This window comes from Patiriisocius sp. 208BN25-11 (genome assembly GCF_058147145.1).
Genome location: NZ_JBYVJY010000003.1, coordinates 190,224 through 212,615 on the forward strand (window position 1 = coordinate 190,224; position 22,392 = coordinate 212,615).

The 22,392-nt window shown below is 37.4% G+C and carries 22 protein-coding genes; 6 read left to right on the forward strand and 16 right to left on the reverse strand.

The annotated features are described in order from the left end of the window. Window positions 1–60: 60 nt before the first annotated feature. From ACY2RS_RS05785 to ACY2RS_RS05800, 4 genes are read right to left on the reverse strand one after another with little or no spacing between them, the layout of a single operon-like run. Window positions 61–774, reverse strand: a complete 714-nt coding sequence (locus tag ACY2RS_RS05785; RefSeq protein WP_490097675.1) for a 3'-5' exonuclease — start codon at window positions 772–774, stop codon at window positions 61–63. Between the two features lie 39 nt (window positions 775–813). Next, on the reverse strand, window positions 814–3,033 hold the full coding sequence (locus ACY2RS_RS05790) for a S41 family peptidase (RefSeq protein WP_490097676.1): 2,220 nt from the start codon (window positions 3,031–3,033) through the stop codon (window positions 814–816). 47 nt (window positions 3,034–3,080) lie between these two features. Then, complete coding sequence (locus ACY2RS_RS05795) at window positions 3,081–4,232, reverse strand: serine hydrolase domain-containing protein (protein ID WP_490097677.1); 1,152 nt, start codon at window positions 4,230–4,232, stop codon at window positions 3,081–3,083. A gap of 10 nt (window positions 4,233–4,242) precedes the next feature. Then, complete coding sequence (locus tag ACY2RS_RS05800; RefSeq protein ID WP_490097678.1) at window positions 4,243–4,719, reverse strand: methylated-DNA--[protein]-cysteine S-methyltransferase; 477 nt, start codon at window positions 4,717–4,719, stop codon at window positions 4,243–4,245. Window positions 4,720–4,824: 105 nt separating this feature from the next. Between ACY2RS_RS05800 and ACY2RS_RS05805 the strand changes: the two genes are divergently transcribed. Beyond that, complete coding sequence (locus ACY2RS_RS05805) at window positions 4,825–7,050, forward strand: tetratricopeptide repeat-containing hybrid sensor histidine kinase/response regulator (RefSeq protein ID WP_490097679.1); 2,226 nt, start codon at window positions 4,825–4,827, stop codon at window positions 7,048–7,050. Here the strand turns inward: ACY2RS_RS05805 and ACY2RS_RS05810 are convergent. The 12 genes from ACY2RS_RS05810 to hemA form a co-directional block, all read right to left on the reverse strand. Beyond that, window positions 7,047–8,126 carry a CNNM domain-containing protein gene (locus tag ACY2RS_RS05810; RefSeq protein ID WP_490097680.1) on the reverse strand — a complete coding sequence of 360 codons (1,080 nt, stop codon included), beginning with the start codon at window positions 8,124–8,126 and terminating at the stop codon, window positions 7,047–7,049. The genes ACY2RS_RS05805 and ACY2RS_RS05810 overlap by 4 nt on opposite strands. Window positions 8,127–8,184: 58 nt before the next feature. Then, the gene (locus ACY2RS_RS05815; RefSeq protein ID WP_490097681.1) at window positions 8,185–8,697 is read right to left on the reverse strand and encodes a DinB family protein; all 513 of its coding nucleotides are present in this window, start codon (window positions 8,695–8,697) and stop codon (window positions 8,185–8,187) included. Window positions 8,698–8,718: 21 nt separating this feature from the next. Next, the gene (locus ACY2RS_RS05820; protein ID WP_490097682.1) at window positions 8,719–9,411 is read right to left on the reverse strand and encodes a TlpA family protein disulfide reductase; all 693 of its coding nucleotides are present in this window, start codon (window positions 9,409–9,411) and stop codon (window positions 8,719–8,721) included. A gap of 4 nt (window positions 9,412–9,415) precedes the next feature. Further along, window positions 9,416–10,405: a porphobilinogen synthase gene (hemB, locus tag ACY2RS_RS05825; protein WP_490097850.1), complete on the reverse strand. Its 990-nt coding sequence runs from the start codon at window positions 10,403–10,405 to the stop codon at window positions 9,416–9,418. A gap of 92 nt (window positions 10,406–10,497) precedes the next feature. Continuing rightward, window positions 10,498–11,400: an oxygen-dependent coproporphyrinogen oxidase gene (gene hemF / locus ACY2RS_RS05830; RefSeq protein WP_490097683.1), complete on the reverse strand. Its 903-nt coding sequence runs from the start codon at window positions 11,398–11,400 to the stop codon at window positions 10,498–10,500. After that, window positions 11,400–12,020, reverse strand: coding sequence for a transposase (locus ACY2RS_RS05835; RefSeq protein ID WP_490097684.1), 621 nt, complete (start codon window positions 12,018–12,020; stop codon window positions 11,400–11,402). The genes hemF and ACY2RS_RS05835 overlap by 1 nt, the downstream gene beginning before the upstream one ends. Window positions 12,021–12,143: 123 nt before the next feature. Beyond that, complete coding sequence (locus ACY2RS_RS05840) at window positions 12,144–12,881, reverse strand: EI24 domain-containing protein (protein ID WP_490097685.1); 738 nt, start codon at window positions 12,879–12,881, stop codon at window positions 12,144–12,146. A 9-nt stretch (window positions 12,882–12,890) separates the two neighbouring features. Then, complete coding sequence (locus tag ACY2RS_RS05845; RefSeq protein WP_490097686.1) at window positions 12,891–13,328, reverse strand: DUF6973 domain-containing protein; 438 nt, start codon at window positions 13,326–13,328, stop codon at window positions 12,891–12,893. Window positions 13,329–13,375: 47 nt separating this feature from the next. Continuing rightward, window positions 13,376–14,416, reverse strand: coding sequence for a uroporphyrinogen decarboxylase (hemE, locus tag ACY2RS_RS05850; protein ID WP_490097687.1), 1,041 nt, complete (start codon window positions 14,414–14,416; stop codon window positions 13,376–13,378). An 88-nt stretch (window positions 14,417–14,504) separates the two neighbouring features. After that, complete coding sequence (locus ACY2RS_RS05855) at window positions 14,505–15,221, reverse strand: uroporphyrinogen-III synthase (RefSeq protein WP_490097688.1); 717 nt, start codon at window positions 15,219–15,221, stop codon at window positions 14,505–14,507. A gap of 4 nt (window positions 15,222–15,225) precedes the next feature. Beyond that, window positions 15,226–16,179, reverse strand: a complete 954-nt coding sequence (hemC, locus tag ACY2RS_RS05860) for a hydroxymethylbilane synthase (protein WP_490097689.1) — start codon at window positions 16,177–16,179, stop codon at window positions 15,226–15,228. Next, the gene (gene hemA / locus ACY2RS_RS05865; RefSeq protein WP_490097690.1) at window positions 16,172–17,446 is read right to left on the reverse strand and encodes a glutamyl-tRNA reductase; all 1,275 of its coding nucleotides are present in this window, start codon (window positions 17,444–17,446) and stop codon (window positions 16,172–16,174) included. Before hemA ends, hemC begins: the two co-directional genes overlap by 8 nt. Before the next feature lie 204 nt (window positions 17,447–17,650). Between hemA and ACY2RS_RS05870 the strand changes: the two genes are divergently transcribed. From ACY2RS_RS05870 to ACY2RS_RS05890, 5 genes are all read left to right on the forward strand, one after another. Continuing rightward, window positions 17,651–18,559, forward strand: a complete 909-nt coding sequence (locus ACY2RS_RS05870; RefSeq protein WP_490097691.1) for a helix-turn-helix transcriptional regulator — start codon at window positions 17,651–17,653, stop codon at window positions 18,557–18,559. A gap of 182 nt (window positions 18,560–18,741) precedes the next feature. Continuing rightward, a complete protein-coding gene (locus ACY2RS_RS05875; RefSeq protein ID WP_490097692.1) occupies window positions 18,742–19,245 on the forward strand; it encodes a hypothetical protein in 504 nt (167 codons plus the stop codon). 204 nt (window positions 19,246–19,449) lie between these two features. Next, complete coding sequence (gene hemH / locus ACY2RS_RS05880) at window positions 19,450–20,490, forward strand: ferrochelatase (protein WP_490097693.1); 1,041 nt, start codon at window positions 19,450–19,452, stop codon at window positions 20,488–20,490. 26 nt (window positions 20,491–20,516) lie between these two features. Continuing rightward, window positions 20,517–20,921 (forward strand): nuclear transport factor 2 family protein, encoded by a 405-nt coding sequence (locus ACY2RS_RS05885; protein ID WP_490097694.1) that lies wholly within the window; start codon window positions 20,517–20,519, stop codon window positions 20,919–20,921. 7 nt (window positions 20,922–20,928) lie between these two features. Continuing rightward, on the forward strand, window positions 20,929–22,299 hold the full coding sequence (locus tag ACY2RS_RS05890; RefSeq protein WP_490097695.1) for an MATE family efflux transporter: 1,371 nt from the start codon (window positions 20,929–20,931) through the stop codon (window positions 22,297–22,299). Window positions 22,300–22,392: the final 93 nt, after the last annotated feature.

Below are 22,392 nucleotides of genomic sequence, written 5' to 3' on the forward strand. Positions count from 1 at the left end.
ACCTTCGGAAATATTAGATTCCAAAAACAAAAGCCCGATTCAATAAGAGTCGGGCTTTTCTTATACAGAAAGAATTTCATCTTCCACTAATGGTTCTTCATTTCGAAGTTTTAGAAATATTTGAGCCACTGTAATGGTGTCTTTTTCGCAATAGGTAATAATGCGATCAATGTTTTCTTCTTCATAGAATACGTCTCTTACCTCACTTCCATCAATATCATCTTTGGGCGATGGAATTCCTAAGACATGCGCCATTAATTTGAGTGAGGTAAATGTTTTATAGTCACCAAATTTCCAGAGTTCAAGAGTATCAATATGAGGTACTTCCCATGGTTTTTTACCAAATAAATTTAGCTTAAACGGTAAATCAATCCCATGAATCACCATTCGGCGTGCCATGTATGGAAAGTCAAATTCTTTTCCGTTATGCGCGCACAAAAGATGATGAGGTCTGTTGAAATGAGTTTCAAGCAAGTTCTTAAAGCCTATTAGAATATCAATTTCTTCACCATGAAAGCTGGTAACACGAAAGTTTCTGATATCGCCTTTCATCTTAAAATACCCTACAGAAATACAGACTATTTTGCCAAATTCGGCCCAAATTCCTGCACGGTCATAGAATTCTTCTGGAGTAAAATCTTCTTTACGTTGGTATTTTGTTTTAGCCTCCCAAAGTAGCTTTGTGGTTTCATCTAGCGTTTTGTATTCTTTGTGTTGAGGTACGGTTTCAATATCCAAGAAAAGGATATGCTCTAGTTGTAAACGTTTTATCATGATTGAAATAGACGGGGAGTCGCACCTAAAACTACAACATTATTTTTTGATAGGCGTTAATTGTGAGTTTAAAATAAGTGCTATTGCTTTTTCTAATAACTCATCTCTACCTTCTCGTATACCTTTTACAGTTGGTTTTACCTCAATATCTGGAACGATACCAATACGTTGGGTAGGAGATCCATCTGGATAATATACGCCTATACCGCTAATCATTGTAGACATACCTCCTGGTAATGCTATGGTAGATACATTACCATCTGCTCCAGCGGTTGTGCTACCAATAACTTTAGTGTTAGGAGCAGCCCTAAAAGCCATGGCAGTATATTCTGCCTGACTTTGACTTAATTCATTTACAATTACAATGACAGGGCCTTTAAATGTTGGTGTAGCACCAGATCCTGTAGACAATGTTTTTCCAAAAGTAAATTCTCCAGGGTTATTTAAGTTGAGTGTAGTGAATTTTACAAATTCTGAGTTTTTTGGAGCAATAAAGCTTCCTAATGCAAAAGGCATAAAAGCAGAGGGATAGTTTCTTATGTCAATAATTAATCCAGATGCATTTTCAAATTCTTTTTTTATTTGTGAAGGATCATCATTCGTAATATTAGCCAAAGTTACATACCCAATGTTGTGATCTAGTTTTTTATAAGATTTGCCTTCTGGGACTCTATACCAATTGTATAAGCTGAGGTCTTTGCTATCATACATAGGAAGAGATACTTCTTTTACACCAGTCTTATTTTGAACCCTAATAGAAACACTATCGTCATTAGATTTTAAAATGTTGTGTGCTAAATCCCTTAATTGAGAGGGTCTATTAGAGGCTGGGTAATAGGGAAGTTGCTCTTCAATAATTTCTGAAACTTTCTTTCCTTTTATATGTGTTATGACATCCCCAACGGCAACTACCGATGTGTTTTCCATATCGGCATTGTAAAAGTCTTTAACCACCAATTGATCTGCTATGAAAGTGAGATGTACAGGAGGATATTTTTCACCTCTAGAAGCTCTTAATTTATCACTTCCTCTCCATAAATTAGAATGGGTATCTTTCATTTCTGCAATAAGTTGTACTGCAGCAATTTCATAGGCTAACTCATCTTTGGCAGCTATAAAAGCTGGGATGTGTTTTGCTAGTACATCATTCCAGTCTGTATCGGTGATGTGTTTGTTTGGAGAGAAGTAATGTACAATGTTCCATAACCTATATGCAGCGAGTAATCTAAAACCACTATCTGGATAGGTCATGTCGCTGTAGGCATCCTCATGGTCAAATTTTGGATTACCCACGCCAGGATGCACATTTAAATAGTATTGTTTTCCTTGATGTCTGTTGGCGTATATGTTTTCTAGAACAGAGCTTAATTCACTAGCTATATTATTCTCTTTCATCCAACGGTGGTCGGGTCTTAAGATGGCGTCCAAATCTGTTTCTTTACACTTTTTACACGTTTCTACAGGAGGATATTTTGCAATCCACGCCATGATTTTTTCATCTCTTTCTGCCGCACTTTTTGCATAAATAATTGGTGTTAACACTCTAAAGAGTTCATAATCCCAATTGTAATTTCCGGAAGCAATAGCAGGGTGATGGTATTTTAGGAAACCCCATACTTTTCCGAGCACAGTGGCATTTTCAAGTTCTTGGTTGTTTAATGTGCTTAGGGAAATGTTAGATCCAGCATCAAATTCTTGATCTTGTTGTGGAATGGTGAGTTTTTTTGGAGCTGCTTTTTCAATAGGTTTTCCATCTATTGTAAGTTCTAAATTGTCGATCCACATGGTACCACTTCCAGAGATGAGCCCCCCCACAACGATTTTTTCTGCAGCTTCTTCATTATGGGTTAGTTCTATCTCATATTTTTTCCATTCTGTAGTTCCTTTTACAGGTCTACTATTCATGTTGTCGAAGGCTACACCTGGATCAATACGCATCCAGAGTCCAGCATGTTTTTCTACATCCTCGGTTTTAATGTATCCTGTCAGTTTTATTTTTTTTCCTCCAAATGTCGCAGGGATATTAAATCCAATGGCTTTAAAAGAATCTCCAGCATCTTTTGAAGTTATTTTTATTGCATTTTTGCCATTTTGAACAGTAGTATTGTCTAGAACAACTTCATGATCGCCATCTCCCATGGTATACCATGATTTGGCAAAATCATCTTCTAATATTTCAAAATCGTAGTTTTTGTTTTCTTGTGCGGTTGTAATAAAACAGCTTAATAGAAAAGCTGCGAAGAAGCTAATTTTTTTCATGAGATTTTGTGTTGGTTTGACAAAATGACGAATGAAAACTATTTTTATTACAAGTCTGCATCGTCTAACATTGCATACGCTTCTTCAAGATAAACATAAAAATCATCGGTAAAAGGTTTTCCAAATCTTTTGCCTCTTTGGTGTCCAAATCTTACAATAATGAGGTCGTCTTCAGGAATGGTAATGACATATTGCCCTAAAATACCCCGCATCACAAAGACCTCTTTGTCTAGGTGATTGCTAAGCCAAAAACCGTATCCATATTCTGGACTTTCTTCAAAGCGAGGAACAATAGCCTTTTTTACAAATGAGCTGTCTAAGAGTTGTGTCCCATTAAAATTTCCGAAGTCTTTAAAAAGCTTCCCAAAACGTGCAAAATCTCTAGCGTTACTTCCAATACAACAATAGGTTTTTGCCAATCTGTTTTCTGCATCGTCTACTTGCCAAAGAGCAGGTTGTTCAAAGCCCATGGGTTCAAAAAAGGATTCTTGAAGGTATGCTGAAATTTTCTTCCCCGAAGCCTTTTCTATGACCATACCTAGTAATTGGGTGTTCCCACTAAGGTATTTGAACGCTTTTCCAGGAGTTTCTGTTACTTCTAGTCCGAGAATGGTCTCTGCTAAATTATCATCGTAATAAGAGCGCGCTGTAATGCTAAATGGAGAGGTGTAAGATTCTTCCCAATTTAATCCAGAAGCCATAGAAGACAAATCTCCTACCGTAAGTTGGTGATTATCAAAAGACGGATAAAAATCTCTTACGGGTTGTTCTAGAGAGCTTATATAGCCGTCTTTTATTGCTTTTCCTAACAAGGCGGTTGTTACACTTTTTGCCATGGAGAAAGAGTTGGTTTGAGAGCTAGTGCCGTATCCTTCTGCATAGTTTTCGAAGACAATACTATCATTTTTTATGAGTAGAAACGCTACAGTACCTAATGCCTTGTGGGTTTGTTGGAGGCGTTTGGTTTCTTTGGGCGTGTTGTATGCTTTATGAAGCGGCCAAGGTGTTGGTTTAGAGCTCGCTGCAATGGTGTCGTTTTCAAAGTGAACGGCGTCGTCGATATAGGCGGTAGTGTGTCCAGTAAGATATACAACTTTTACCCCTTTTAAAATATACTCGTGATCGGTAAGGTAGGCGATTGCAATGAGTAGTGCCAATAGTCCAACAAATCCTTTTAAAAATCTTTTGATGTATTTCATTCTATTGTGTTTAAAATAAACTTCCTTGTGTTACCGGACTTTCGTGTGCGAGCAACCATTTTTTTCGATGCAGTCCGCCAGCATAGCCCGTTAACGAGCCATCACTACCAATTACTCTATGACAAGGTACAATTATACTAATAGGATTTTTCCCATTGGCAGATGCAGCAGCACGAATTACTTTTGGATCTCCTAAATTGTTTGCCATTTTTTGATACGATACCGTTTTTCCGAAAGGAATGGTGGTGAGTTGTTGCCAGACTTTTTTCTGAAATTCGGTTCCTTGGGGCTTTAAAATGAGATCGAATGTGGTTCGATTGCCAGCAAAATATTCTTGTAATTGACTTACAACATCTTGAAGGACTAACGGAATAGGGTTGTTTAAAATTTCCGAAGCACCCTCAAGAAATACTACCGAAGCAAGCCCAGTGGTATCTCCTTTTATTTCTAGTATTCCAATGGGGGTTTCTAGGTGATAGCAATCCATACACAAATATACAGATTTGTGTAGTTGCTATTAACTAAGAAATGATAGTATCGTTTGATTTGTAGGAAAGATTGGTTAAGTTTGTTATAATCAATCTTTCTTCACATGCGTAACTTAAAAAAAACTTTTTTATGTGTGATGCTAACGCTGTATATGGCAGGCATCCAAGCGCAAGAAAGAACCATTTCTCTAGATAGTTTAACAGTTCTTCTGAATAATTCATTTGAAGAAGCCTATGCTTACAATTATGAGAAAGCTATTACTACAAGTTCTTTTATTGTAGAAGAAGCCTTAAAGCATGAAGATTATTATTTTGCACATACAGGAAATCTAAGGCTTGGGTCTATTTACTTACGTATGAAAGACACGGCAAATAGCTTGTCGTATTACAGAAAATCATTAGAGTATGCAAAACTCACTAAGCAAGACACACTAATTGGAGTGGCATATAACGATATTGGAAATGTCTATATGGAGGTTGGCGGTCCGCTGGATCTAGCCAGAGAAAATTTTGAAAAAAGTCTCGAAATTAATACCCGTGGAGGAAAGTCTGAAAGAGGCAAATTGGCTCAATACATGAATATTGCTTGGGTGTATATAAAGCAAAATGATTCTAGAAACGCGCTTCCTTTTTTAAATAAGAGCAAGAAAATTGTTGATGCTCATCAAGACTTACACCCTTTGTATAGTATAAATCTTGATATTTTAAGAGGTCAATACCATATTCAGCGAAGTAACTATGAAAGAGCCATTACTATTTTAAAAGATGCTGCAGAACGGTCTATTGAAGGTAATTTTTTAAAACAGAGCGCGGAGACTCATCAATTTTTAGCAGAAGCTTACGAGAAAAATGGGGATGGTATTGGGGCTATTAGTAGTTTAAAAAAAGAAAGAGAATTTGACACTGAATTTAACAAGATTATTAGAGATCAGCAATTGCAAGAAGCAAGTGCTAGATTGAAATTAGAACAGTATCAAAAAGAATTAGATACTGCAAAAACCGAACAACTTCTAGCTGATAAACTAACAGAAAAATCAAATCAACTCACAGCTGTATTTATTGCTATTTCTATTATTTTCTTTTTAGCAGCCTTGGCCGCTTTAATGCTGTATAGGAGTAGAAAGAAATATGTAAAAAAGCTAAATATAAAAAATAGAGAACTCATACAAGCAAAAGAAGAAGCCGAACGATTATCGAAATTGAAAACACAGTTCTTTTCTACCGTAAGTCATGAATTAAGAACTCCATTGTATGGAGTGATTGGTTTATCATCTATTTTGTTAGATGATCCCGCACTATCTACACATAAAGAAGATTTAAAATCGCTTAAGTTTTCTGCAGATTACCTTCTTGCACTTATTAATGATGTACTTACGCTTAATAAAGCAGATGCCAATGGAATGAAACTCGAAAAGTCACCCTTTAAGCTGAGTTTACTCATCAAGAACATCACCGATTCCTTTAGTTTTAGCTTGCAGCAAAACAACAACAAAATGAATGTGGTTATTGATGAGGCCATACCCGATAATTTACTGGGAGACTCTGTAAAGCTTTCTCAAATACTCATGAATTTGGTAGGGAATGCCGTGAAGTTTAATGAGAATGGCACCATAGAAATTGTCGTTAAATTTATTGAGAAAACAAAGCAAGGCGCCTATCGCATTCATTTCTTTATAAAAGATAATGGAATCGGAATTCCGAAAGAAAAGCAAGACCTCATCTTTGAGGAGTTCTCTCAAGTAGAAAGTAATAATTACAACTATCAAGGTACTGGTCTGGGGCTGCCTATTGTTAAAAAATTATTGGCAATTCACGATAGTGAGATTCAATTAAAGAGTGAAGTTGGTAGCGGATCTATCTTTTCATTTATTATCAATGTAGAAGAAAACATCTCGCAATTAGAAGCCGATTTTGAAGTGGTTTCGAATAGCAGTGCGAATTCTGAGACTTCTTTTGATAATGTGCACATTCTTATTGTAGACGATAATAAAATAAACCAGAAAGTCACACAAAAAATACTGCAGGCTAAGAATTTTACAACGAGTTTAGCCGACGATGGAATACAGGCTGTTACCATGACACAGCAAAACAATTATGGTCTTATTTTAATGGACATTCATATGCCAAATATGGGTGGGGTAGAAGCTACAAAAGCCATTAGAAGTTTTAATAAACTAATCCCTATCATTGCCCTAACCGCTGTAGAAATTGAAGAAGCGCGTGCCAATATGATAGAAGCTGGAATGGATGATATTATCTTAAAACCTTATGATGTGGCGCAGTTTCTTACTACGATCTTTAGAAACCTAACGCCAAAGGTTACCCGTTAAGATTCTTCGTCTGTTTTAATACCCATGCGTTTTGCTCTGCGCTCCCAATTTTTTCTAGCTTGTAATTGCAAGTCTTCTACAGTATCGCTCTCGTCCATGATTTCTAGGCCCAACAGCGTTTCTATAATGTCTTCCATGGTTACAATTCCAATGGTGTTTCCAAACTCGTCAACCACCAAAGCAATATGGCCTCTGTTACTTAAAAAAGTATCAAACAACTCTGGAATTGGTTTGGTGCCATCTACCATGTGCATTTCACGTTTGATATCGCTCAATTGTTTGTTGCCATGTTCTTCGATAATTTCTTCTAGAATATCATCTTTTAATACAAAGCCAGTGATGTTGTGAGATTTGTCTTTATACACCGGAATTCTTGAAAAGCGCAAGTTTTTGTTCGACTCCCGAAAAGCTTTTAGTGTTACTTCTTCGCTTTCTGTAGTCACCACAGGAAACGGCGTCATAACATCTTTGGCTTGTATGGATTTAAAAACGAGTAAATTTTTAATCACCGCACTTTCATTTTCTTCAAAAACCCCTTCTTGTTCTGCCGCATCGGTGATTGCCATAAACTCTTCACGGCTCATGGTACTTACATGTGCCGACTTTCCAATGAGTTTTGTAGTAAGGGTAAGCAACCATAAAATACCTGTGTATTTCAGCGGAAATATAATAGCTTTTAAAGCCATGGCTGTAAAACCACCAAGGCTCTTCCAATAGGTGGCGCCAATGGTTTTAGGGATAATTTCTGAAACAATAAGAATCAATAAGGTCATAATTGCCGAAACAATCCCAACAATGTTAATCCCAAAAACATCAATATCAAAATCTAAACTTTCTGCCTGAACCCCTACTAAAATAGCACCCACTGTATGGGCAATGGTGTTGATGGTAAGAATGGCAATAAGTGGCTTGTCTATGTCTTTTTTTAGGGCGCTAAGTGTGGAAGCATATCCTTTGCCTTCGGCTTTTTTCATTTTAATAAATGTAGGTGTAAAGCTTAATAAGGCTGCTTCTAGAATAGAACACAAAAAAGAAAAGAAAATAGAAAGTATCGCGTAAACTATTAATAGTGTCATTGCTGTTGTTGGTTTTTATGCAAGGTATGAAATTAGTCTCAAAGTGTCTAAAAGCAGTTTACCATCCTACAAAACTTGGAGGCTCCACATCTTTAAGGTTTAGATATACAATGATTTGCCCTCTATGGTGAGAAACGTGGTCTTGCAACAAATTTAAGATTTGAATTTTGCTCTTAGGTCCCGCAAAAAAGGAAACGGTTTCTATGAGACTTTCTTCGGAAATGCTAGCAATCTTATTTTTTGCGTTATCAAATGCTGCTGTGATAAGCGCTATGGTTTTGGCTTTGGTTGCTGGTGGCGCTGTTTTTTCACGCTTAAATTCGGTGTCTGTAAAGTAGGTTGTACTTAACCAATCCATATTCCCTTTGATGTGCATGAGTTGTTCTTTAAAACTCATTTGGCGTTCTGTAGGTTTAAAATCGTAGTGTGCTTCTGGCATGGCCTCGGCAATCCCGATGAGGTAATTTTTTGAATTTTCCCATTTTTCGAGCCATGCTTTTTTGGGAGTGTCTTGTTGGGCTGTCATGTTTGCTGAAATGATAATGGATAAAAAAAATAGTAGCTGTCTCATATTTCCGAAGGGATAAAAAAATTAAAGTGCTGCCTCAATAGCGGCCTCTATTTGTTTGCCAATTCCTTTCATGCCACCTGTAATGTATTCTTGAATGGTGCCATCTCTTTTTACAATTACATTGGTAGGGTATGAGCCACGTGAAACCTTTTGGCTAAAGCCTCCTTGCTGAGGTACAATAGGGTATTTGACCTCGAATTTCTTTAAAAATTTTTCGATTTTTGGTGCACGTTCAAAGGTAACTGCTGCAAATACAATGTCTGGGTTGTCTTTGTATTTTTCATAGAGTTCGTTTAACTCTGGAAGCTCTTGAATGCAGGGCGGACAAGCCGTAAACCAGAAATTAAATACCACAATTTTCCCTTTTGTGTTTTCGGTGCTAATCACATTGTCGTCCCAATCGAATAAGTAAAATTTTGGAAGGGTACCACCATTAAATTCTGCGGCTCTTTGTGATAGTTTTTCGTTGTTTTGCAACTGTCTTTTACTAAGCTGAACCACCTGAATGTATGATGACCCATCTACCTCTTTTCTGGGTTCGATGGTGTATTCTTGGCTGTTCATCAATATTGTAAAATCACTCACAGAAATTTGGTTCCCGTCAATATCTTTGATGATGGTTTGATCGGTAATTTGTATGGCTTCAGGTTGCTGCGCAATTGCATTTAGGGAAGTAATCATGGCTAGGACACTAGCAAAAAGGAACCTTTTCATAGTTTTAGGATATTAGTTTAACAGCGTCTTTAGCAAAATAACTTGCAATCATGTGTGCGCCTGCTCTTTTAATGCTCAACAATTGTTCCATCATCACGGCATCGTGATCTAGCCATCCTTTCTCTGCTGCTGCCTTTAGCATAGCATATTCTCCACTCACTTGATATACTGCTACAGGAACATCTACCACATTTCTAACATCACGTACAATATCTAAATAGCACAGCCCTGGTTTTACCATAACAATGTCTGCTCCTTCTTCGATGTCCATTAAGGTTTCTTTAATGGCTTCGTCTCTATTGGCAGGGTCCATTTGGTAGGTTTTCTTGTCTTTGGGTACGTTTTTAATGTCCACAGGAGCGCTGTCTAAGGCATCTCTAAACGGACCGTAAAAAGCAGAGGCATATTTGGCGCTATAACTCATAATGCCAGTATTGTGAAAGCCTTCGGTTTCAAGAAGAGAACGGATGTCGAAAATACGTCCATCCATCATGTCGCTTGGTGCTACAATATCGGCGCCAGCCCGAGCATGGCTTAGCGCCATTTTTGCCAATACGACATTGGTAGCATCGTTTATAATGCCTCCTTCGGCTACAATACCATCATGACCATAATTAGAATAAGGGTCCATAGCCACATCTGTCATGACCAGCATCTCTGGGCATACTTCTTTCACGGTTTTAATAGCGCGTTGCATGAGTCCTTCTGGGTTGAGTGCTTCGGTACCTTTGTTGTCTTTTAATGCGTCGGGTACTTTTACAAAGAGCAGCATACTTTTTAAGCCCATTGCCCAAAGTTCTTTGACTTCGGCTTTTAATAGGTCAAGACTAAAACGATAGTAGTTAGGCATAGAAGCAATTTCTTCTTTAATGCCTGTTCCTTCTACCACAAATAGAGGTACAATAAAGTCGGTTGGAGCAATATTGGTTTCTCTAACTAAGCTTCTCATAGCTTCGTTGGTTCTTAGTCTTCTATTTCTTCTTAGTATCATAATCCTTTTTTTTTAAGCGTAGTTGAAACTTCTTTTATCTTAGAAAGTTTAATGAGACCTCTCGACTCGATTGGATCAAACTCTTTGCTTTCTTTTTAGACCCAATCTTTGGGTTGTTTTAATACAGTTATTAATTTCTCCTCTTCACTTCCAGTTTCTGGTTGGTGGTTGTATTTCCATTGCACATGGGGTGGAAGACTCATTAAAATACTTTCAATGCGACCGTTGGTTTTGAGACCAAACAAGGTGCCTTTGTCATGCACTAAATTAAATTCTACATAGCGTCCGCGACGCACTTCCTGCCAATCTCTTTGTGCTTTAGTATAAGATAGATCCATTCTTTTTTCGACAATAGGTACGTAGGCATCTAAGAAACTATTTCCTACCTCAGTGACAAAGTTGTACCAATCTTGCATGTTCATTTCTTCGGAAATTTTACAGTAATCAAAAAAGAGTCCGCCAATCCCTCTTCCTTCATTGCGATGTGCATTGTAAAAGTATGCATCACAACGAGCCTTGTATTTTGGATAAAAAGCTGGGTTGTGTTTGTCGCATGCCGTTTTACAGGTTTGGTGAAAGTGCTTTGCATCTTCTTCAAACAAATAATAGGGAGTGAGGTCTTGTCCGCCACCAAACCACTGGTCTACTATAGTACCTTGCTTGTCGTACATTTCAAAATAGCGCCAATTAGCGTGTACTGTAGGCACCATTGGGTTTATAGGGTGTAACACTAAACTGAGTCCGCAAGCAAAAAAATCGGCATCTTTTACACCAAAATACTGCTGCATACTTTCAGGCAATTTTCCATGAACTTCACTTATGTTAACCCCTCCTTTTTCAAAGACGCTACCGTTTTCAATAACACGGGTTCGGCCACCACCGCCTTCTGGGCGTTTCCAGAGGTCTTCTTCAAAGATAGCCTCACCATCAATAGCTTCTAATCGAGTGGTGATAGTATTTTGAAGATTACGGATATATGTTACAAATTGTTCTTTCATTATTGCTGGGTTTCTAAATCTTGGTTAAGACCTGCAAGGTTTTGTTTTTCTTTTTCTGAAAAACCTCCTTGTAGGTCTAGGTTGAAATCTTCGTTAATTAATCCTGCTTTTTGAGATGTAACGAATTTCATGTTTTCAATACTATCAAATAATTTAAATACAATATCCTTTTCTAAACCGAAATAGGTAGGTTGAACATCATTTAAATAGTATGTGTAAGATGAAAAGGCTTCTGTTTCCATATTAGCTTTTGGATTATTATGAATGTAGATAAATAATTCTGAAAGATATTTTTCATCTTGAATTAGCTTTCTCTTAAAATGTTTTTCAAATAAAATCCCAGTTCTATTTTCTTGTTTATTATATGCTTTAGCATAAGCATTAAACAAATTTGAAAACCCTTGGGTCACTTCTTTTTCTATTCCAGTAATTTCGACTAAAAAATGATAGTGATTTTTCATCAAACAAAATGCTAGTACTGAAACTTTATCTTTTAAATATTTTCCAAGAAGACTTAAAAAGTAACGCTTGTTCTCTTCAGTATTAAAAATAGCCACGCCATTAATACCACGATTGTAAATGTGATACGAACTGCCTGTTTCTATTTTCTCTAGTTTCATAATTTGTTTTGTTTTTAAAATTTCCGAAGAAAAATTAAATTGTTATTGGGTTCCATATTGACCAGTTTATCATACCTACAAGGATCGTCGTGCCTCCTCATACCTTGCAGGATACATTTTATTTCATTTTTTTTCTTGTATCAATCGAATGGTTTCTGTGGTAGAGGCCGTTACCGAAAGCGGTAAAACTAAGATAACACCTATAACGGGAATGACAAGCATTGCTATAAAAGGGATGCCGTTTCCTATGGCATTTCCTCGATGTTTTTTTACAAATCGGATACTTTCTTTGTAGGTAAAATGGCGTTCTAGGGTGTAGTCCATATTACCAAAACCTGCATAATAGGCTTGTACTAAGAAAATGAGTATAGTACTAACAATATTTAATAATGGAATGAGACTTAAAAGTAGTAAAGGAATAGTAATAAGCAATTCCATACCAAGGTTACGCACATTAATTCGAATGCCTCGCCATAATTGAGAAGCATTTGTAGTGTTTCTATGGGTGTGTGTTTCTCCTAAAAAATGCTGTTCAATTTTTTGGGATACCGGACTCATAAAAGGAGCACTCAATGCCATAATGATGTGTTTGTAAAGAATCAAACCAATGATTACAATGATAATGCCCCCTAAAATTTCAGCAATGGTATGAAAACTATTTGCTCCCCAATCCCATATCCAGAGCTTGTCTAAAAGATTGGCGATATTATCACTCCATCCCCAAGCAGCCACTAAAATAAGACTTGCCGTGAGGACACTAATTGCAATAGGTATTGCAAAATACTTCCATAAGCCTAGCGTACTAATAAGTTTAAAAGTACCTGCGTATGCTTTTATACCGCGAATGATGTTTTGAATCATGATACTGTTTTATTCCTCAAGATATACCAACATATTTTGAAACTGCTTTGTTTCTTCGATACGACTGATTTTTTGAGCATTTTCGCTCTTTTTTTTCAATAACCTAATGATTTCTTCTTCACTTTGCTCTAAATGATTCAAAAAGAAGATGCGGCCAATGGTATTGTTATGTACATCCATGGCTTCCTCTAACATTTCATTTTGTGTGACTTTTTCATACAAATCACCTACTTTTTGCGTCCAAAATACACTTTTTTGCTTGTTTTTTGAATATTTCATCACATATTGGCAGATAAGCAGATTCCATAAAGCATGTCTAAAGGCATTGGCTTTATTGCTTTTATGATGCGAGCTTCCATATAAATCGTCACAAATATGCATGGCTCTTTGCGTAGCACGAATGGTAGGCAGAATATATAATGGGCGCGACAAGAACAGAAGAGACAACTTGAAAAGTTTTCCAACACTTAATTGTCGTATGCGTCTCCAGATATTCAAACGTCTGCTCTGTATTCTTTTACGGCTTCAATAAACGCACCTGCATTCTCAATTGGGATGTTTGGTAAGATTCCATGACCAAGATTTACAATATATCGGTCTTTACCAAAAGCATCAATCATTTGTTTTACCTGTTTTTTAATTTCGGCAGGCGGACTAAATAATCTAGTAGGATCAAAGTTACCTTGAAGTGTAATATTTCCGCCAGTTAAATAACGTGCATTTCTAGCAGAACAGGTCCAATCTACACCTAATGCTGCAGCACCACTTTTTGCCATGGTGTCTAGCGCAAACCAACATCCTTTTCCAAAGGCAATCACCGGCGCTTCGTCTTTAAGAGCATCAATAATTTGTTGTATGTATTGCCATGAAAATTCTTGATAATCTACAGGAGATAACATACCTCCCCAACTATCAAACACCTGAACAGCATTCACTCCCGCTTTTACTTTTTCCTTTAAATAAGCTATGGTGGTATCTGTAATACGCTGTAAAAGGGTATGCGCAGCAACCGGTTGTGTAAAACAAAATTCTTTGGCTTTATCAAAGTTTTTTGACCCCTGTCCTTGCACACAATAACATAAGATGGTCCAAGGGCTTCCTGCAAAACCGATCAAAGGAATTTCATCATTCAATTTCTCTTTGGTCATTTTGATGGCATCCATGACATAGCCCAGCGTTTCGTGAATGTCTGGAACGATGACGCGATCTAAATCTTTTTGAGAACGAATTGGGCTGGGCAACCAAGGACCAATGTTTGGTTTCATCTCTACCTCGATATTCATGGCCTGAGGAATCACTAAGATGTCGCTAAATAAAATAGCGGCATCCATACCGTAACGTCTAATAGGCTGTACGGTAATTTCACTTGCTAACTCAGGAGTTTGGCAACGCGTAAAGAAATCGTACTTGGCTTTAATTTCCATGAATTCTGGTAAATAGCGCCCAGCTTGACGCATCATCCATACAGGTGGACGCTCTACTGTTTCTCCTTTTAGGGCTCTTAAGAATAGTTCGTTTTTAATTGTTTTGCTCATATCAATCTGTCTGTTCGAGCGCAGTCGAGAACTATATTAATAATTCTTTATTTTAACTGACCTCTCGACTGCGCTCGAGGGGACATTATTACTTGTTTTTTAAAGTAGCTACCGCCTTTGCAATGACACTTTCTACTGAACTACTATTTGCAACAATCACTTCATTAAAGTAGTTTTTTGCTTCGGCTGCTGTTGTTTCGCCAATGCAAATTGCCACAGTTTTTAGGCCTACAAGGAGGTCTCCGTTAACATTATTTCCTTTAATATAACTTTGAACGCCACTTGGGCTAAAAAAAAGAATTCCGTCCCATTTTTGGTCGAATTTCTTTGGTTTTAGCTCGGTTTTATATGTTTTTACCTCAGAAAAGGTAATGTTGTCCTTTTTTAGTATTTCTGGTAATTCGTTTCTTCTAAGATTTCCGCAGAAAAAATAGAATGCATCGTTTTTATGTTTTTTTATAATGATTTCAGCCAATTCTTGTGCATTTTTAGCTGTTTCTATCACATTTAATCCGTTTTCTTCTAAAAGTACTTTGGTTTTTTGACCTACGCAAAAGGCTCTAATGTCACCCCGAGCTTCTCTTAGAGCTTGTTGGTCTTCGACAGGCTCAAACTGACAACTATTTTTTAGAAATGATTGTACTCCATTCTGACTTGTAAAGATGGCGTTCTTAATGACGTTTGGCATTTTAAAATCTAAAAAGCGAATCTCTATAGCATCATAAGCCACCAATGTAAAACCTGCTCCGAGGAGTAAATCTCTTTGGTTTGGTTTTAGGGTTTTGGTGGAAAGAATGCTTTTCATGGCATTAAGAATTCATTTCTTTTTTAATCTCCTGCATAAGCTCTTTTCCACCTTTATCTAGTAACTTTTTTGCGAGGTGTTTTCCTGCTTCATGAGCCACAAAAACTTTACAATATTCAGCACCATTTTCATCTAACTTTTTTAAAGACACATGTTCACGTATTGTAATTTTTTGCCTTCCATTTAATGAAAACAAACATCCCTCAAAAGAGAGCATTCCTTTATTTATCGCGCCAAGGGCACCAATAGGAGCAGTACAACCACCTTCTAGCTCACGTAAAAAATTTCGTTCAATTTGGGTGCAAATTTGAGCGTTTTGGTTGTTTAATTTTTCAGTAGCTTCCACACAAAATGTATCTTTTTGTAATGCTACAACAACCATAGCGCCTTGTGCAGGTGCCGGGGTCATCCAATCTAGTGTTTCGTTCTGTTCTGGAAGGACGTTAATACGTTCTAATCCTGCTTTCGCAAAGATGGCACCATCCCAATTATTGTCTGCTAACTTTTGTAATCGTGTATTTACATTTCCGCGTAAATCTACTACTGTATGGTGCGGGTATTTGTGTAACCACTGTGCTTTGCGACGTAAGCTACCTGTAGCAATAGTACAAGGTTTTGAATAGTCTATATGACCTTTATGGACTAAAATGTCTTGGGTGTTAGCACGTTCTAAAACAGCAGTTTGTACAATGCCTTTTGGAAGGGCAGTGGGTACGTCTTTCATAGAGTGCACCGCAATATCTACCGTACCATTAAGCATGGCAACATCAAGTGTTTTGGTAAATACCCCTGTAATACCTAATTCATATAGTGGTTTGTCTAGCACCAAATCTCCTGTTGATTTTACAGGCACCAATTCAGTTTTATAACCTAAGGCATGTAATTGGTCTTGCACGGTATGTGCTTGCCATAAGGCTAACTGGCTATCTCGTGTACCAATTTTTATCACCTTATCCATCTTGTGTTTCGTTTAGCTGGAATATTTGTTGAATGAGGTCTGCAGTTTCGGAAGCACTACCATTGGCATTTTTTAGATGATTTGCCACTTGGGTGGTAATTTTTTGAATGATACGATTGCTTAAAATTTCAGCTTGAGCTTCATTGAAGTCTGAAATTTTACGACGTTGATTATCAATTTCGCCTACTTTTATCTCACTAAGTTTCGATTTTAATGCTTTAATAGTGGGTGCAAAACTGCGATGTTGTGCCCAGGTGTTAAATTCTGAGGCAACGTCTTTTATGATGGCTTCTGCAAGCGGTATTTGAGACTGTCTATGAGCTAAGGTTGCATCGGTTACCTTAGATAATTCATCTAAGTGAATTAAGGTAACATTCGGATTCTCTTTAACGTTTTCAGAAACATTCTTTGGAATCGATAAATCTAAGATTAGTAAAGGCTTCTTTAAATATAGTAGCTCTTTGCTAATCGTGGGTTGTTGCGCTCCAGTGGCAACAATAAGGATATCGCTTTCTGCAATTTCACTTTGGATGTTTGCATAGGCTTTTACCACTAAATTAAACTTGCCCGCAATGGCTTCTGCCTTTACTTTGGTTCTATTAATAAGTGTAATGTGCTCGTTTTTGGTATGTTTAATAAGATTCTCACAGGTGTTTCTTCCGATTTTTCCAATCCCAAAAAGTAATATGTTCTTTTCACTCACATACGGCACGCGTGCCATGATGTATTGCACTGCGGCAAAGCTTACCGAAGTAGCTCCCGTAGATATTTCAGTTTCGTTTTTAATGCGCTTACTAGCTTGTATTACGGCATTTCCTAGACGTTCCATGTAGGCATTTAACATCCCCATCTTTTTTGAACGGCGTAGGCTAGTGCGTAACTGACTAATAATTTCAAAATCCCCTAGAATCTGACTATCGAGCCCTGTACCCACTTTAAATAAATGTGATACAGCTTGCTGCCCTTCATGAATGTAGGCTACTTTTTCAAATTCAGTACTCGTCCCTTGGGTATGTTCGCATAGTAATGTGATGAGGTCACTTGCCCTTTTAGCAAACCCATACAATTCGGTTCTATTACAGGTAGAAATAATGGTAAGTGAAGTAACTCCTATGGTTTGCGCATCATTTAGTATGGCTTTTTGAGCATTTTCTGAAATACTAAAATGACCTCTTATTTCTGCGTCGGCCTTCTTGTAGTTAAGACCTATGGCATAAAATAATCCATCTTGAGGTGATATGTATGTGCTTCTTGCGATACTTTTCATAAACAACACGCTTCTCTAAGTACACTTCGAGAAGATGAAATGCAAAAGTAGCTGCAATACGAAGTAAAAAATAACGCTAGCCGTATCATTAATATCGTTACCCGTTATTTTTTCTCATATTTATCTCAAAAGCCTCTTAAAGCCAATAAATTCGTATCTTTACAAAAGAATGGCATTTTGTTATTTATATCAATTCTAAATAAAATGAAAGTATACCACGACGCCAAAATTTCAGAAAGTATCGCTCAAGGGATTTATAAAGAAACCATGATTGAGCAGGGTTTTTATATTTTAAAATTCAACAATGAAACTACTGAGGATCAATTATTTAAAAGAGAAGTGAGCTCTAACTTTATCCAATTTCACTTTTGTGTAAAAGGCTCGGGTTCTTTTAGTTTTAATAATGGAAATTACAGGCTTCCCATTCAAGAAAGTAGTTCGTTATTATTGTACAATCCGCAGCGAGATTTACCTATTGAAGTGATGGTAGCACCAAATTCTTGGGTGATTTCTGTTTTATTGCCCATCAAAAAGTTTCATACCTTATTTTCTAATGAGGCTAGTTATATTTCATTTTTAACCGAAGAAAACAAAGACAGAAAGTATTATAAAGATGCTAAAATTTCGCCTTCTATGGCCATTGTTTTAAATCAGTTAATGAATTATAATTTACATCCTTCGGTAAAGCCTTTGTACTTTAAAGGGAAGGCCTACGAGTTGTTAAGTTTGTATTTCAATAGAGAAGAAGATGTAGATATAGAACAGTGCCCTTTTTTGGTAGACGAAGTAAATGTAACCAAGATTAAAAAAGCCAAACAAATTATCATTTCCAGAATGGCCGAACCACCAACATTGCAAGCCTTAGCCGATGAAATACAATTACCACTCAATAAACTCAAAGAGGGGTTCAAGCAAATTTACGGCGACCCCGTATTTACTTTTTTATTTGACTACAAAATGGAAGTTGCCCGACAATTATTAGCCACGGGATCTCATAATGTAAACGAAGTGGGTCTCAAAGTTGGATACAGCACCGCTAGTCATTTTATTGCAGCGTTTAAAAAGAAGTTTGGCACCACTCCTAAGAAATTTATTGTGGCGCAGAATACGTGATTCTTTCGTTCATTTATTTAGTGAAGTTTTTTTAAAAAAGTCCTTAACACCCCTCATACTCCCCTCAAGGGGAGAGTTTTTAGTTAATTTTTATCGAAGTAGATTTTACCTATGCTAGCACAAGATTTTCTTCTGAAATGTTAGCGACCCTTTTACGACCAATTCATTTTAAACTTGTTCTTATGAAAAAGATACTGCTTGCGCTTTTTGTTGTGTTGTTTTCCTTTCAAATGGAAGCACAAACCAATACTAAAACATTAGATGCTATTATCAATCGTGTTGCCGATTCGGTAACTGGAAAACCAGGAAATTGGCGCTTTGTCATTCAAGAGCGGCTTATGATTTGTCTGACCGATAAAAAGAACAACCGCATGCGTATTATTTCTCCAGTAACAGAAGTAGAAAACCTTTCCGAACAAGAACTTATTAACGCCTTAACAGCAAATTTTCATACAGCCTTAGATGTAAAGTATGCCATAAGCGATGACATTTTGTGGACGGTTTTTATACATCCTCTAAAAGAATTAACCGAATCTCAAATGGAAGATGCTATATTGCAGGTGTTTAATGCTTCCGAAACCTACGGCACCTTATACAGTAGCACACATTTAACATTTCCGTCGTTATTAAAAGACAAGAAAGAAGAAGCTCCAAAACCAAAGGAAATTGAATTGCAAAAAGGCTAGTAACTTTAACCTATTACATTTAGCTATCTTAATATTTGGTTAATGTATTGTTTCAAGATTTAAGAACCCACATTTTAACGCTATTTTTGAAAATGTAATCTAAACAATTGATGTGTCTGTTCGAGCGCAGTCGAGAACTATTTCATTTTAAGGCATATCAATAAACCTCTCGACTGCGCTCGAGGCGACATTTTCCAGAGCACTATGAAAGGAGTTCTTTTAGTAAATCTTGGATCACCAGACAGTACAGATCCTAAAGATGTAAAAAAATATTTGGGCGAGTTCTTAATGGACGAACGTGTGATTGATGTTCCAAAATGGGCACGTATTTTATTAGTGCGTGGCATTATCTTAAACACAAGACCTAAAAAATCTGCCGAAGCCTACGCAAAAATATGGTGGGACGAAGGATCGCCATTAATTGTGCTTTCAGAGCGGCTACAGAAAAAAGTTCAAGAAAAATCAAATGTTCCCGTGGCATTAGCGATGCGCTATGGGTCCATGACATTACAAAAAGGTTTGCAAGAATTGGTTGATAAAGGTTGTACCGAAATTAAAACCATTCCTTTGTATCCGCAATTTGCCATGGCAACCACAGAGACTATTGATGTGAAAGTGGATGAGCTGGTTGCCGAACATTTTCAAAACGTAACCATTACGCGCACACCCGCTTTTTACCATAGAGAAGACTACATAAAAGTATTGGCCGAAAGTATTGGCGAACACCTTAAAGACTTAGATTACGAACACGTTTTGTTTAGTTACCACGGTGTTCCTGAGCGACACATTCGCAAGAGTGATATCACCAATGGAAATTGTAAAATGGACGGAAAATGCTGCTTTAAAATGGGGTCTAAGCAACACGAGTTTTGCTACAGACACCAGTGCGAAATTACAACCGTAAATGTTGCTAAATATTTAAAACTTGAACGCGGAACCTATTCTACGACCTTCCAATCTCGATTAGGATTTGATCCTTGGTTACAACCCTACACCGATAGGACCATTGAGCGTATGGGGAAAGAAGGCCTTAAAAAAATGGCGATTGTAACCCCCGCTTTTGTGAGCGATTGTCTTGAGACACTTGAAGAAATAGCAATGGAAGGGGAAGAAATTTTCCATGAAGTTGGAGGTAAAGAGTTTACAACCATTCCGTGTTTAAACGATCGCGATTCTTTTGCCCAATTGCTTGCCAATTGGATCGAAGAATGGCAGGTGAAAGATTTAAATACAACAATTGCCTAGTCTCTAAAAGTATTAAAAACCTTGTCATGAAATTCGTTTTACTATTCGTATTTGCCTTACAAACCACTAGCATGATGGCTCAAGAAACCAACCCAGAGAAGATTGTACAAGCCAATTTAGATGCTTATAATGCACATGATATAGACGGGTTTATGTCTTTCTTTTCTGAAGATGTTGCGATGTATAATTTCAACGAAAACAAAAAAACAGCCCAGGGAATTTCCGAAGTGAGAGCTATCTACGAACCGTATTTTAAAGCGTCTCCTAACTTGCATTCAAAAATTTTGAAGCGTACTGTTTTTGACAATAAAGTCATAGATCATGAATACATAACAGGGGCAAACGGACGTGCAGAAGCCTTTGAAATTGTGTTGATTTATGAAGTACATGATGGAAAAATCACCAAAATGACTGCCATCAGAAAACAATAAAATCCCCTTGAAAAAGAACTCAGATTCATTAGGTACCCAATCTATTAGCAGCTTGTTGATCAAGCAAGCCGTGCCAGCTTCTATTGGTATTTTGGTGATGTCCTTAAACATGATCGTCGATACCATTTTTGTGGGTCGATGGATCGGTCCGTTGGCAATTTCTGCCATCACAGTAGTCATTCCTGTGACCTTCTTTATTGCGGCCCTAGGTTTAGCGGTTGGTATTGGAGGTAGTTCTGTATTGTCACGTGCATTAGGTGCTGGCGAGCATAGCAAAGCGGTACGTGTCTTCGGAAATATGAATACCTTAACCTTTGTTTCTTCAGCCTTATTAGCCATCTTGGGTTTGGTATTTCAGGATAGATTGATTGATTTCTTTGGAGCTGATGACAGTTTTAGAGACCTCGCATTGACCTATTATCGCATTGTTTTGTATGGTATTGTCATGCTTGCCATGTGTATGATGGGAAATAGCGTGATTCGCGCCGAAGGGAAACCAAAATTTGCCATGTATGCCATGATGCTCCCCGCAGTTGGGAACATTTTTATGGATTACGTGCTCATTAATGTATTAGACTACGGTATGGAAGGTGCAGCATGGGCAACCTTTATAAGTTATGCTATTTGCTTTAGTTTTATTCTTTGGTTTTTTATCGTGAAAAGCGAACTTCGTGTTACGTTTAAGAGTTTCATGTTAAACAATGCGATTGTAAAAGAGATTAGCGGTTTGAGCTTTGTAACGCTTGCTAGACAAGGTGTGATTGCGGTGTTGACTATTTTATTAAACAACGTACTTATTCGTGTTGGTGATGCTATTGATGTGGCTAGTTATGGTATTATAAGCAGGGCACTTATGTTTGCTTTGTTTCCTGTAATTGGTGTCAACCAAGGATTTATGCCTATAGCGGGCTATAATTACGGAGCCAAAAAATTACAGCGCGTACGTGAAGCGATCAATACTTCTATTAAATATTCTGGAATGTTGGCGTTGATAATTTTTACGCTCATCATGTTTTTTGCCGAATCTTTTGTGGGTGTTTTTATTAGCGATAAGGCTACGAGTGCAGGGAGTATGGTGGACAATGCAGAACTCCTACAACGCACTCCTAATGCGCTGCGTTGGGTATTTGCTGCCACACCGGTGATTGTGATTCAGCTCATTGGTGGTTCATATTTCCAATCGATTGGAAAAGTGATTCCTGCCTTGCTATTAAACCTTACCAAACAAGGTTTCTTTTTAATTCCGCTCATCTTAATCTTACCCAGTATCTACGGTGTTTGGGGCGTTTGGGTTTCTTTTCCTATTGCAGATGTCTTGTCTACTATCGTGACGGGTTACTTCTTGCATCGCGCTGTGAAGCAAGATTTAGCCGAATAGATTTCTTAACAACCATGTTAAAAAATTGAGGGTGAACTCGGTTTTAAGTATTTTAGTTGCTGGCCAAAGCCAAACAGCTACAAACCGAAAACA

Coding starts and splice junctions, on each gene's coding strand:
- ACY2RS_RS05875 (WP_490097692.1), top strand. CDS start 18,742: ATGAAAAAGATACTGCTTGCGCTTTTTGTTGTGTTGTTTTCCTTTCAA.
- ACY2RS_RS05810 (WP_490097680.1), bottom strand. CDS start 8,126: ATGACACTATTAATAGTTTACGCGATACTTTCTATTTTCTTTTCTTTT.
- ACY2RS_RS05805 (WP_490097679.1), top strand. CDS start 4,825: ATGCGTAACTTAAAAAAAACTTTTTTATGTGTGATGCTAACGCTGTAT.
- ACY2RS_RS05870 (WP_490097691.1), top strand. CDS start 17,651: ATGAAAGTATACCACGACGCCAAAATTTCAGAAAGTATCGCTCAAGGG.
- hemC (WP_490097689.1), bottom strand. CDS start 16,179: ATGGATAAGGTGATAAAAATTGGTACACGAGATAGCCAGTTAGCCTTA.
- hemF (WP_490097683.1), bottom strand. CDS start 11,400: ATGAAAGAACAATTTGTAACATATATCCGTAATCTTCAAAATACTATC.
- hemE (WP_490097687.1), bottom strand. CDS start 14,416: ATGAGCAAAACAATTAAAAACGAACTATTCTTAAGAGCCCTAAAAGGA.
- ACY2RS_RS05785 (WP_490097675.1), bottom strand. CDS start 774: ATGATAAAACGTTTACAACTAGAGCATATCCTTTTCTTGGATATTGAA.
- ACY2RS_RS05885 (WP_490097694.1), top strand. CDS start 20,517: ATGAAATTCGTTTTACTATTCGTATTTGCCTTACAAACCACTAGCATG.
- hemH (WP_490097693.1), top strand. CDS start 19,450: ATGAAAGGAGTTCTTTTAGTAAATCTTGGATCACCAGACAGTACAGAT.
- ACY2RS_RS05800 (WP_490097678.1), bottom strand. CDS start 4,719: ATGGATTGCTATCACCTAGAAACCCCCATTGGAATACTAGAAATAAAA.
- ACY2RS_RS05815 (WP_490097681.1), bottom strand. CDS start 8,697: ATGAGACAGCTACTATTTTTTTTATCCATTATCATTTCAGCAAACATG.
- ACY2RS_RS05835 (WP_490097684.1), bottom strand. CDS start 12,020: ATGAAACTAGAGAAAATAGAAACAGGCAGTTCGTATCACATTTACAAT.
- ACY2RS_RS05790 (WP_490097676.1), bottom strand. CDS start 3,033: ATGAAAAAAATTAGCTTCTTCGCAGCTTTTCTATTAAGCTGTTTTATT.
- ACY2RS_RS05795 (WP_490097677.1), bottom strand. CDS start 4,232: ATGAAATACATCAAAAGATTTTTAAAAGGATTTGTTGGACTATTGGCA.
- ACY2RS_RS05820 (WP_490097682.1), bottom strand. CDS start 9,411: ATGAAAAGGTTCCTTTTTGCTAGTGTCCTAGCCATGATTACTTCCCTA.
- hemA (WP_490097690.1), bottom strand. CDS start 17,446: ATGAAAAGTATCGCAAGAAGCACATACATATCACCTCAAGATGGATTA.
- ACY2RS_RS05840 (WP_490097685.1), bottom strand. CDS start 12,881: ATGATTCAAAACATCATTCGCGGTATAAAAGCATACGCAGGTACTTTT.
- ACY2RS_RS05855 (WP_490097688.1), bottom strand. CDS start 15,221: ATGAAAAGCATTCTTTCCACCAAAACCCTAAAACCAAACCAAAGAGAT.